At 53.8% G+C, this 11,509-nt stretch carries 10 protein-coding genes and 1 pseudogene; 9 read left to right on the plus strand and 2 right to left on the minus strand.

The genetic code is table 11. The annotated features are described in order from the left end of the window. Window positions 1-28: 28 nt before the first annotated feature. Both SPV1_RS07145 and SPV1_RS07150 read left to right on the plus strand, forming a co-directional pair. Complete coding sequence (locus SPV1_RS07145) at window positions 29-619, plus strand: LemA family protein (RefSeq protein WP_009850473.1); 591 nt, start codon at window positions 29-31, stop codon at window positions 617-619. A gap of 117 nt (window positions 620-736) precedes the next feature. Then, window positions 737-2,674, plus strand: coding sequence for a M48 family metallopeptidase (locus SPV1_RS07150; protein ID WP_009850474.1), 1,938 nt, complete (start codon window positions 737-739; stop codon window positions 2,672-2,674). A 34-nt stretch (window positions 2,675-2,708) separates the two neighbouring features. On the opposite strand, the gene SPV1_RS07155 is transcribed toward SPV1_RS07150, so the two are convergent. After that, complete coding sequence (locus SPV1_RS07155) at window positions 2,709-3,038, minus strand: SH3 domain-containing protein (RefSeq protein WP_040881735.1); 330 nt, start codon at window positions 3,036-3,038, stop codon at window positions 2,709-2,711. A 313-nt stretch (window positions 3,039-3,351) separates the two neighbouring features. Continuing rightward, window positions 3,352-4,077, minus strand: a complete 726-nt coding sequence (locus SPV1_RS07160; protein ID WP_009850476.1) for a hypothetical protein — start codon at window positions 4,075-4,077, stop codon at window positions 3,352-3,354. A 126-nt stretch (window positions 4,078-4,203) separates the two neighbouring features. On the opposite strand from SPV1_RS07160, the gene rpiA reads away from it, so the two are divergent. From rpiA to SPV1_RS07190, 7 genes and pseudogenes are all read left to right on the plus strand, one after another. Then, complete coding sequence (rpiA, locus tag SPV1_RS07165) at window positions 4,204-4,872, plus strand: ribose-5-phosphate isomerase RpiA (RefSeq protein ID WP_009850477.1); 669 nt, start codon at window positions 4,204-4,206, stop codon at window positions 4,870-4,872. A 24-nt stretch (window positions 4,873-4,896) separates the two neighbouring features. After that, a complete protein-coding gene (locus SPV1_RS14310) occupies window positions 4,897-5,058 on the plus strand; it encodes a hypothetical protein (RefSeq protein ID WP_155806652.1) in 162 nt (53 codons plus the stop codon). Between the two features lie 28 nt (window positions 5,059-5,086). Then, window positions 5,087-5,863: an ATP-binding response regulator gene (locus tag SPV1_RS07170; protein WP_407942744.1), complete on the plus strand. Its 777-nt coding sequence runs from the start codon at window positions 5,087-5,089 to the stop codon at window positions 5,861-5,863. A gap of 54 nt (window positions 5,864-5,917) precedes the next feature. Continuing rightward, window positions 5,918-8,008, plus strand: coding sequence for a hybrid sensor histidine kinase/response regulator (locus tag SPV1_RS07175; protein WP_231288336.1), 2,091 nt, complete (start codon window positions 5,918-5,920; stop codon window positions 8,006-8,008). Between the two features lie 140 nt (window positions 8,009-8,148). Beyond that, a pseudogene (gene queA, locus SPV1_RS07180) lies at window positions 8,149-9,205 on the plus strand (tRNA preQ1(34) S-adenosylmethionine ribosyltransferase-isomerase QueA). After that, window positions 9,202-10,806, plus strand: coding sequence for an NAD+ synthase (locus SPV1_RS07185; protein ID WP_040881736.1), 1,605 nt, complete (start codon window positions 9,202-9,204; stop codon window positions 10,804-10,806). The pseudogene queA and the gene SPV1_RS07185 overlap by 4 nt, the downstream one beginning before the upstream one ends. Before the next feature lie 251 nt (window positions 10,807-11,057). After that, a complete protein-coding gene (locus SPV1_RS07190; RefSeq protein ID WP_009850484.1) occupies window positions 11,058-11,396 on the plus strand; it encodes a P-II family nitrogen regulator in 339 nt (112 codons plus the stop codon). The last annotated feature ends 113 nt before the right edge of the window (window positions 11,397-11,509 follow it).

The following is an 11,509-nucleotide window of genomic DNA, read 5'->3' on the forward strand; positions in this document are numbered from 1 at the left end:
TGTGAACATGTTGAAGGAGGGAGGATGAATGATGACTGTTTTATTGTCTGTATTGGTGGCGATCGTGCTGTTGGTGGTATACGTCATATTGATTTACAACCGCCTGGTGGGGTTGCGTAACCGATTCAGGAATGCCTTCGCGCAAATAGATGTGCAGCTCAAACGCCGTTACGATCTGATTCCCAATCTGGTTGAGACAGCCAAAGCCTATCTGAAACACGAACATGAGACGCTTGAGCAGGTGATTCAGGCGCGCAATCACGCATTGTCTGCCATGAAGGTGGCCGGCGATAACCCGGGTAATGCCATGGCGATGAAGTCGCTTGCAGGAGCCGAAGCGGCAGTGAGCGGGGCGCTGCTCAATCTCAATGCCGTGATGGAAAATTACCCGGATCTGAAAGCGGATCAAACCATGGCACAGCTATCTGAGGAACTGACCTCGACGGAAAACCGTGTTTCCTTCTCGCGACAGGCCTACAACGATGAGGTCATGCTCTACAATACCCGGCGGGAGTCATTCCCCGATGTGCTGTTTGCCGGCCTTTTCGGTTTCAGTGAGGCGGCACTGTGGGAGCTGGCGAAACCAGCTGAACGTGAAGCTGTTAAGGTCAGCTTCTGAAAGCGGTGCAAACAGCACCCGGCGGAAGTCAGTGTAAAATTACAGCTTTGTGGTTTTGTGATTGCATCTGTTTTTACATGACATCGACCGTGTCGGACTAACACCCGGGAACGCTCTATGGTGGATTTCTTCGGTCAGCAGGAGCAGGCAAGGCGGCAGACCAGTCGGCTGGTGATGCTGTTCGCCGTGGCCGTAGTGTTGATTGTGCTTGCGGTCTATCTGGCAGTAACGGCCGGGCTCTTCATTGCCCAGTTTTTTCAGGGGCAGCAGCAATTCTTCTCAGTGTATACACTGTGGAATCCGATGTTGTTTGTCTGGGTCAGTGGCTTGACGCTGCTGCTGATTGGCGGTGGCAGCTGGTATCGCCTGCACAGCCTGAAGCAGGGTGGTGGCCGTGCCGTGGCCGAACTGCTCGGCGGTACACGTATCCCTTCTGCGACGAGTGATCCGCTACTGCGTCGATTGTTGAATATCATCGCAGAGATGGCCATCGCATCAGGTGTGCCGGTTCCTCCGGCCTACCTGCTTGAACAATCGGGTATCAACGCCTTTGCCGCAGGCTTTGCCCCGGGAGACTCCGTCATTGCCGTGACCCGGGGCGCGCTGGACCTGCTCGACCGGGATCAGTTGCAGGGCGTCATTGCACATGAATTCAGTCATATCCTTAATGGAGATACCCGTTTGAAGATGCGGCTGATGGGATTGCTGTTCGGTGTTACGCTGATCTCCGATGCAGGTATTATGTTGCTCTCATCCCGCCGCACTATTGCCTACTCCAGCCGTGAGCGGGGCACGCACCCGGCTGTGCTGGCCATCGGATTTCTGCTGTTTCTGGCGGGTACGATCGGTGCGGTTTTTGCCGATTTGATCAAGCGTGCTGTATCCCGTCAGCGGGAGTTTCTCGCCGATGCGGCAGCGGTACAATTTACCCGTAACCCTGCCGGAATTGCCGGGGCGCTGAAGCTGATCGGCGGTTGCCAGTCCGGCTCCCGTGTAGTTCATCCGGCCGCCCAGCAGGCCAGTCATTTCTTTTTTGGCGATGCCATGAAAAACGGGCAGGCACAGTGGTGGGCTACGCATCCGCCGCTGACGGAGCGCATCCGCAGACTGGACCCCACTTTCAGGGGCGTGTTGCCACCTGTCGATGCTGTGGAGCGCAGTCGGGTCATCCGGGAGTTGGCCGTATCGGAGCTGGCGATGCCTGAGCAAGCGATGCCCGTGCAGCCATCGCAAAAGGCGACCACACGTTCGGAGGCGATAGCTTCTGTCGGACAGATTGAGTCGGGGCGGGCATCCGGATTGCTTGTCCGATTGCCTGAGCGGTTACGCCATTTTGCCCGTGACCCGTTTACCGCTCGTGCGATTGTCTATGCCATGTTGCTGGATGAAGATACCGGCCTGCGCAGGCAGCAGCTGGATGCCTTGCAGGTGAAAGCGGATGCAGACGTATTTAGTGAGTTGCTGGATATTCAACCGCTGATAGCAGGGCTGGACCCGGACTTGCGTATTCCACTGCTGGAGCTGCTGATGCCGGCTTTAAAAGAGTTGTCGGGCATGCAGTACCGCATATTCAGGGGAAATGTAAAATTGCTGATCAAGGCGAATGAGCAACTGAGCATGCGTGAATATATGTTGCACCGGATGCTGCTCAGACATCTGGCTCCAGCATTTGAAGCCGTGCAACCGGCAGCCAATAAACAGTTAGGGGTCGAGGCGGTAGTGGCCGATCTTGGGGTAGTCGTCGCAATGCTGGTGCGCCTGGGTCGTCATGTGCAGCCGGCAAAGATTTACCGTCAGGCTATGGAGCAGGTTGCAGGAGCAGTGGAGGAGCCGATGCCGCGGGCTGATCTCTGTACGATGGCCCGGCTGGATGCGTCACTGAATCATCTGCGTGATGCGGCGCCCTCCATTCAGCAACAGGTTGTTGCATCCTGTGCAGCAGCTGTTATCGCCGACGGGCATGTGTCTGTGCGTGAAACAGAGATGCTGCGTGCTGTGTGCGATGCGCTTGAGTGTCCTATGCCGCCGTTGGCGGAAGCTGGGCTCGGCTTCTGATATTCGCTTTTACGACTGACAGGCAATAGCGACTTTATTTTGCTACCGTAGCAGTGGTGATGGCAGGTGCCAGATAACTCTGGTGAATCCAGCCAACATGACCATTCTTTTTCATGCGTACCTTTACCCAGACATCCCGCTTGTCCAGCCAGATGCAGATCTCATTTTTCCAGACAATTTCGGTGACTGTGGAGGCGGCTGAAGCTGAAGCATGCAGCTTGGCCGGCTTTTTCAGTTTCAGTGCCGGCCAATCTTCTGCCGCGCCTGCCACGCTAACCGGGGAAAACACGGGATGTGTGAGTGTTGCCAGTGCGCAGAAACCAAAGAGGGTCATGGCCATGATTAGTAGTTTTGTCATTTTCATCTTAAGCGTTCCTCCGGCCCGGTTAATCTCAGGATCTGGCAGATGCAGCGGTGCCGCGAAGCAGAGGGCATCACCATCCTCTATGTAACCGTCCGATAATTGCGGGTCTTGTGTTCTCTGCCCGCCATGATCCGGACAGCATAGCCGGTGAAGTTTCCATGGTAAAGGGAGGGGGCCGTTCGGAATCTTTTTAACAGTAGTGTGAAAAACTGTGCGGCTGAATGGCTTGATTGTGTTTCGGGCTCACCATCTGGCGGTAAGTTCAGATGGAGAGGAGTGTTGAGGATGCGAGCAGGCGCGAAGGGGAGTTGTGCTACAGTACCCACATGACAAAACCCATGCTCAGAACAGCGGCTGGTGCATACCACTGGCCGGGAATCAGGGCGCGGGTGGCAGAGGCTGTCAGGGCGGTGATCAGCGTGGCAATGAACAGCGCCTGCCAGTCGGTTCCGTGGTAGATGTGCAGACTCCAGCACAGCAGCACAATGCAGATGATGATTAATACCAGATGGCCGACCAGTGTCTGTTCAGGGTGGGCGGGGAAGCCCAGCTTTAGCATGCGGGGCATGTGTTGACCGAGATAATCTGTCCAGTAGGCAGCCGGAAAGGCCAGGCACAGACACAGAGCCAGGCCGAACCCGAATTCGGGGATGTTGCGAAACCATATGGAGGCAACGAACAGCGTCATGATTGGGTAGGCCAGTGGCGGCAGTACGATGCCCTGATATATTCTCATCTCTACTTCCAGCGGTTTCGCCGTCCAGGCCAGTCGCAAGTGCTGCCAGAACGGAGCATTCAATGACGCAGCCAGTGCTGAGGTGAATATAAGTGTCACAAGCCCTATCCACAGACTGCGGCTGTCACTGTAAACCGGCCACATCAGTATCCAGATCGTCAATAGTGGCATGACGGCATGTTGAATCGAGGCTGGTGGTACGCCGCGCCGCAGCAGCATGACGGAAAACCATGCCAACTGCAGTATGCCGACGGCAAGCAGCGCATTTAGGACGATATCCCCGATTGTCATGGATGCAAACATGGGGTTGAGCCTAGGAGTTTATGCCAACAATGGAAATAGTACCGGGACCTGTTGTGTTGTTGTTTTGCTTTTGCTCACAGCAGATGATCAGGTTAGTCTGCACTTTTAATATTGAAGGAGGGGGAGATGACCCAGGACGAAATGAAACAGAAAGTGGCGGAAGCTGCGCTGGCATATGTTAAGCCAGGCACCATTGTCGGTGTCGGCACCGGCTCTACGGCGAATATGTTTATTGATGCGCTGGCGAGCATGAAGGGTGACATTATCGGTGCAGTGGCCAGTTCTGAAGCAACAGCCGCGCGTCTGGCAGGGCATGGTATTACGGTGCTGGATCTGAATGAGGCGCTTACACAGGTGGCTTCGCTTTCTGTTTACATTGACGGTGCGGATGAGTTTGACGCGGGCAAGAATCTGACCAAGGGCGGCGGCGGTGCGCTGACGCGCGAAAAGATTGTCGCTGCAGCATCCGATGCCTTTATCTGTATCGTCGATGAAAGCAAACGGGTGGACTGTCTGGGCGCATTCCCTCTGCCGATTGAAGTGATCCCGATGGCGCGTGAGCTGGTAGCCGGTATAGCCAGAAAGCTGGGTGGTAACCCTGTGCTGCGTGATGGTTTTATCACCGATAACGGCAATCTCATCATTGATGTGCATGGCCTGAAAATCACCGATGCGCGGGCTCTGGAGGATGAACTTAACAGCGTACCTGGCGTGGTGACTAACGGGATCTTCTCGCATCAGGGCGCGGATGTGGTCCTGATGGGGACTCCGGCCGGAGTGGAAACGATTCGCTAATCGTTTTTCTGCTGCGCAGTTATTATGAACAGGCCGGGCGTTTACGTCGGGCCTGTTTTTTTGCGTCAGGCGTTTACAGCAGGCATATTTACGGTCACAGTACGAGTGGTGATGCGAGTGAATATGCGCGTAATGGCGATGATCCCTCATGCCTCGCTGAAGCGACGGGGAGAGAAAGCATGGTGAAAGCTGATGCGGCCCAGACCAGCAGGTGGTGTTGAACCTGATTACTAATGTCAATGAGGCTATCGGTGAAAAGAGCGGTGTTATCTCATTCGGAAGTGGCGTGATGCATGCCGATGTCGCATATCTGAATAGTTCGCTCATCTGCGACCAGCTCAAAAGAGGGCGATATGTTTATCCGGAAGTTTCCGGTACCGGTTGTGGTATGGATGCGGTAACAAGTGAAAAAGATATTCGATCTTTTCTTTACAACCAAATTTACCGGTCGGGCCTGGGTATGAGTGCGGTTCTTGATATTGTACGTGGCCATCACGGCGCACTGCGGATGTACAGCGAACCAGGAGAGGGTGCGACATTCAACATGTTGTTGCAGGCATTGGAGTCGGTAGCTGTTGTGAGCGATACAGTGGATGATGTGACACACGCAGATGATGCCCGGTTTGGTGAAGGTGTGATTCTGGTCGTCGATGATGAGGAGACTATCCGAGAGATAGCCACGATGATGCTGGGGGATATGGGCTTTGGCACGCTGACAGCAATAGACGGACGCGATGCTGTTGATGTATATCGTCAACATGCCGCTGACATTGTGGCGGTATTGCTGGATATGACGATGCCGAAAATGGACGGCTCCGAATGTTTTCGTGAGCTGCGTCGCATCAACCCCGGTGTAAAGGTTGTGTTATCCAGCGGTTATAATGAGGAAGAGGCTACCAGTCGTTTCACAGATAAGGGGTTGGCCGGATTTCTGCAGAAGCCGTACTCACCGGACAGGTTGCGGGAAATTATGGCAGGGATCCTGACGTAAGTTGTTGATAAACAGCGCGTCTGCTATAAAATATACGCGGAGGTAAATAAGAGCATGCACTCTTCTGATGCAGACGTAACTACTGTCGGAAAGCAAATGCTCGGGCGCTGCCTGCTGGTGGCGCTCGTATTTGTAGGAACATTCGGTGCGGTCAACCTGATGTTCGGGTTTACCCTGTTAGCTGAAGTCGAATTAATCATGGTTGCAACGCTCGCCGCACTTATTGTGTGGAACCGTTTTGATGGCCCGTTGGCGATATTAAAAAACCTGTTCATCCTGCATCCGGTTATACTGTTCGCTGCCTTGTTTTTTGCCGGCGGTATGTCCGGTATCGGTTTTATCTGGAGCTTCGGAATTCCGTTCATTGCCTGCATGGTTGCCGGCACACGGGCCGGATTGATATGGAGCCTGCTCTACGCGGCCCTGATTGCTGCAGTCAGTTTTTTCAGCCCTGATTTTGACTGGCTAAAGTTGCTTTATATCGGCCTGGCTTATGTACCGTTTACGATGATTGCCCTGTTTACCGCCCAGTCAATGGAACGGGTGGCGCGGCTTAAGGATGAGTTGCTGGATGATACAACCAGACTGCTGAAGCATGAGAAGCATGTACTGAGTGAAAACCGGGGTAACCACAGGGCTATGCTCGATGTGATGCCACACGCTATTGCCGTTCACAGGGATGGACGCTGGATCTATTGCAATCCTGCAGGAGCCCGTTTACTGGCAGCAGATGGGGCTGAGGATGTGATCGGTACATCTGTTTTCGATTATATTCACCCCGATGATCATAAGCAGGTAAGTGACCGCATTCGTCATATGTCGGAGACAGGACGACCTGCCCCGGTGGAGGAGATACGTTTAATACGCCGGGACGGGGATGAGATCACCGTGAAGTTGCAGGGGGGGCCGGTTGTCGTGGATGGTAAACCCGCCTTTCTGGTTACAGCTGAAGATACCAGTGAACGCAGGCAGCTCGATCAGGAACATAATGAACTCAAGGCGCAACTGGAGCATGCCCAGCGTCTGGAGTCGCTGGGTGTGCTGGCCGGTGGCATTGCCCATGACTTTAATAATCTGCTGGCGGCGATTATGGGTAATGCCGAACTGGCTCGTGATATGATCGGAGGTGAATCACCAGCCGATCCCTATATCGAAAATATTGTCGGTACCTGTGACCATGCCTCCGAGTTGTGCAAGCAGATGCTGGCGTATGCCGGTAAGGGCAGTTATGAGCTGGAAGTGCTGGATATCAACGAGATGGTTCGCTCTATGGGTAAATTGATCCGGGCATCGGTTGGCGATAATATCGTATTGAAAATAAAACTGGACCCCAGATTACCGGGAGTTGAAGGCGACCTGGCCCAGATTCAGCAACTGATACTGAATTTTATTGTTAATTCAGCGGATGCTATTGGTACTGAGACGGGTGAAATCAAGCTCTCCAGCGGTGCCAGATACATGCAGCGGGAAGCGCTGGATAAATTGTATCATGGTGCAGAACTGCCCGAAGGCGAATATGTCGTGATCGAAGTGCGCGATAACGGTATCGGGATGGATCCGGCAACGCAGACGAAAATATTTGATCCGTTTTATACCACCAAAGAGACAGGGAGCGGTCTGGGGCTGTCTGCCGTATTGGGTATCGTGCAGGGTCATCATGGTGCTATTCAGTTGTTCAGCGCTCCCGGTAAGGGTACGGCTTTCCGTGTGTACCTACCGTCGACCGAGCAGAGTGTTAAAGAGCAGATGGTGACGACTGTGGAGGTTGAAGCATGGCGCGGTGCAGGCTCGGTGCTGGTGGTTGATGATGACCTGCGCGTGCGTTCGGTTGCCGCCAGTTTTGTCGAGAAGCTTGATTTTGATGTACTGACCGCGGATGATGGTCGGGAAGGTGTTGAGCAGTTCAGAAAGCATCACGATCATCTGAAGGCTGTGCTGCTGGATATGACCATGCCCGTTATGGGCGGGGCGGAAGCCATGCTTGGTATGCGTGAAATTGACAAAACGGTGCCGATCATACTGGTTTCCGGCTATTCGGAAGTTGAGGCAGGTAAACTGATTGCCGGCGACAGGCCGGATGGTTTTTTGCAAAAGCCGTTCAAGGCCAAAGCGCTGAAATCGGTTCTTTACGAAGTCATGCATTAGCAAGCCGCATTAAAGCCATGGGTATGGCTTTAATGCGGCGCGATAGGCCTCACATCAAATAGATTAAAGCCATGGGTATGGCTTTAAACTGATCGCCTTTGATATTCCATTGCCAGATGGGCTGAGTAGGGTTCGCCACCATGCGAGTTAGTGATTACGATTTTGATCTGCCGGAGAAGAGCATTGCCAGTCAGCCGCTACGGCAACGGGATGCCTCCCGCCTGCTTACTCTATCCGGAGAGGATGGGCAGCTTACTGACAGATGGATTCGTGATCTGCCACAATTGGTTGAACCCGGCGATGTCTGGGTTGTGAATGATACCAGAGTAATTCCCGCCCGTCTGATCGGTCAGAAGAGTAGCGGTGGCAAGGTTGAGGTTCTGCTGCTTGAGCCGAGTGATAAAACCGATGTGTGGCGCGCCTGGGGCAAGTCCAACAAACCGTTGAAAGCCGGTACAGTGATTACCTTTACCAATACCTTTTCCGCCCTGGTGCTGTCACGCGATGGCAAGGATATTCTTGTGCATTTGCTGGCAGACGATGTGCCGGCTGCGATAGAAGCACATGGTCATATGCCGTTGCCGCCCTATATCAACCGGCCTGACAGTGAAGAGGACAAGCAACGTTATCAGACCGTGTTTGCCCGTCATGCCGGCGCTGTGGCGGCACCGACTGCCGGCCTGCACCTGACGACGGAGCTTATGGCAGCGATGGAAGAGGCAGGGGCGGTGTTCGCGCATGTCACGTTGCATGTCGGCCCCGGTACGTTTCAGCCCGTGCAGGTAGAGAATCTCGATGAGCATGTCATGCATGAAGAGGGGTATATTGTGCCGGAGGAGACTGCGACACTCGTGAATATGGCTCGCTCACAAGGCAGACGTATCGTTGCGGTTGGAACGACCAGCCTGAGAACGCTGGAAGCAGCTGGCGCAAGTGGTGAATTGCTGGCCGGCTCGGACCGCACTTCCATCTTTATTACACCCGGTTACCATTTTTCATATGGTAGATGCGCTGTTGACCAACTTTCACCTGCCCAAATCCACATTGATTATGCTGGTGTCTGCACTGGCCGGGCGGGAGCGTGTGCTGGCAGCATATACGCATGCCAGAGAGGAAGGTTACCGCTTCTACTCTTACGGGGATGCGATGTTTGTACCGGTCTATCCTGATACTGCTGCCATGGAGGCCAGTACGTGAGAATATACGTAGCCCAGATTGCTCCGCGGGTCGGAGATGTTTGCGGAAATGTCCGCCTGATTCATGATGCGATGACCCAGGCGGAAGCGAAGTTGTGCGATCTTGTTGTTCTGCCTGAACTGGTTGTCACGGGATATCCGCCCGAAGATCTGTTGCTGCGGCCGTCATTCATGGATGAGGTTGATGCCGCAGTGGACGCGATTATCAAAGCCAGTCGCAATACCTGTGTCGTGTTTGGTTCTCCGCGCCGCTTCGGCAAAGTGTTGAGAAACAGTGTGTTTCTGGCTCAGCACGGCAAGTTGCTCGGTATCTATGACAAACAGTTTTTGCCCAATTACGGCGTATTTGATGAATGCCGTTATTTTGAGCCGGGAGATGGCGAGCAGTGTTTGTTTGATGTTAATGCGTGGCGCGTGGGTGTCGGTGTATGCGAAGATCTGTGGCACGATGAGCTGGCTCTCAGGCAGCAGTCGATGTGCTGCGATGTCTGGCTGAACCTGAATGCCTCACCGTTTCATGTCGGTAAACAGAGTGAGCGGGAAGCACTGGTGCGTCGGCGGGCGATCAGCTTTAGCACGCCGTTGGTCTATGTGAACCCGGTGGGTGGACAGGATGAGATCGTGTTTGACGGCGGTTCTCATGTTGTCGATGCAGCCGGACACCTGATCATGCGCGCACCGCTGTTTGAGTGCCGGGGCACGGTTGTGGATCTGGCGGCTGTAGGTCAGACGGATATTGCGCCACTTTCGGAGTCTTTGGCGCAGATGTATCAGGCTCTGGTGACGGGGGTATCTGATTATGTGCTGCGCAATGGGTGCCATCAGGTGGTTATCGGGTTGTCCGGCGGTATCGACTCAGCGCTGACCGCTGCCATTGCCGTGGATGCATTGGGGGCGGCAAATGTGTTGGGGGTATTGTTACCATCCCGCTATTCGAGTGACCACTCGCTTGCCGATGCCACGGCGCTGGTGGAAAACCTGGGTATGGATGCGATTACACTGCCGATTGCCGCCGGTGTTGATACTGTCGAGCAGATACTGGCTGAAACCTTTGCCGGCTGGGGCAAGTCGGAGCCGGATGTCACTGAAGAAAATATTCAGGCGCGCATGCGCGGTTTGCTTCTGATGGCGATCTCGAATAAAACAGGTCGCATGGTGCTGACCACCGGTAATAAATCGGAGATGGCGGTCGGTTATGCCACGCTGTACGGTGATATGGCAGGCGGTTTTGCTGTACTCAAGGATGTCTACAAGACAGAGGTGTTCGCCCTGTGTCGCTGGTTGAATCGGGATAGTGAAGTGATTCCGGAAAACACCATCACCAAACCGCCGTCGGCGGAACTCAGGCCGGATCAGAAGGATTCGGATTCATTGCCTGATTACGACGTGCTGGACGCGATTCTCACTGCCAGCATCGAAGAGAGGCTGGGTGTAGATGAAATCGCTGCGCGCGGCTATGATAAAGCGGAAGTCAAACGGGTGGTGCGCATGTTACAGTTGGCCGAGTATAAACGCCGTCAGGCACCACCGGGTGTGAAAATTACCGAGCGCGCATTCGGGCGTGACCGACGCTATCCGATCACCCACGGCTTCCGGGAGTAAGGGCAATTCGCGCAACAGGGTGAGAGTCTCTATTGGCTTGTGCGGATGCGGGCCCGTATCAGAGGCCGTAAAGGTTGAGTATCAGATACGCGGGTTGCGTTGGCAATCAGCGCGGTGTCGAGCATCTTTCGGAAGCATGAATCATGGAATATACTTACAGATGGCTCTGACTCTGAGTAAATTTGCCTTCTGCGCCATCTGTTCATAGTCTTGAGAAGCAGATTCCAGTTTGATATGAGGGAGAGTGTATTTTGAAAAAAATCGAAGCAGTGATCAAACCGTTTAAAATCGATGATGTGAAAGATGCCCTGAGCGAAAAGGGAATTGACGGGATGACGATTACCGAGGTGAAGGGACATGGTCGCCAGAAGGGGCATACCGAACTATATCGCGGTGCCGAGTATGTCGTTGATTTTGTGCCCAAGGTCAAGGTTGAAGTCATTGTTGATGATTCACGTCTGGAAGAGGCCCTGGCGGCTATTTGTGATGCGGCCAGAACAGGCAAGGTTGGTGACGGCAAGATCTTCGTCTCATCGGTTGAGCAGGTGATCCGGATTCGTACCGGTGAGCGCGATGGTGATGCAATTTAAATATTGGTAATTCGCCGGTTGCCATCCTGAATATCTTGTGACAAAGTCACGCATCCTGATCTGTCCGGGTGGGATTTTCTGTATAACTATGAGAGGAGTACATGTGAGGACGC

The sequence above is a fragment of the Mariprofundus ferrooxydans PV-1 genome (assembly GCF_000153765.1).
Lineage (GTDB): Bacteria > Pseudomonadota > Zetaproteobacteria > Mariprofundales > Mariprofundaceae > Mariprofundus > Mariprofundus ferrooxydans.

Coding starts and splice junctions, on each gene's coding strand:
- rpiA (WP_009850477.1), top strand. CDS start 4,204: ATGACCCAGGACGAAATGAAACAGAAAGTGGCGGAAGCTGCGCTGGCA.
- SPV1_RS07175 (WP_231288336.1), top strand. CDS start 5,918: ATGCACTCTTCTGATGCAGACGTAACTACTGTCGGAAAGCAAATGCTC.
- SPV1_RS07155 (WP_040881735.1), bottom strand. CDS start 3,038: ATGAAAATGACAAAACTACTAATCATGGCCATGACCCTCTTTGGTTTC.
- SPV1_RS07160 (WP_009850476.1), bottom strand. CDS start 4,077: ATGTTTGCATCCATGACAATCGGGGATATCGTCCTAAATGCGCTGCTT.
- SPV1_RS07150 (WP_009850474.1), top strand. CDS start 737: ATGGTGGATTTCTTCGGTCAGCAGGAGCAGGCAAGGCGGCAGACCAGT.
- SPV1_RS14310 (WP_155806652.1), top strand. CDS start 4,897: ATGAACAGGCCGGGCGTTTACGTCGGGCCTGTTTTTTTGCGTCAGGCG.
- SPV1_RS07145 (WP_009850473.1), top strand. CDS start 29: ATGATGACTGTTTTATTGTCTGTATTGGTGGCGATCGTGCTGTTGGTG.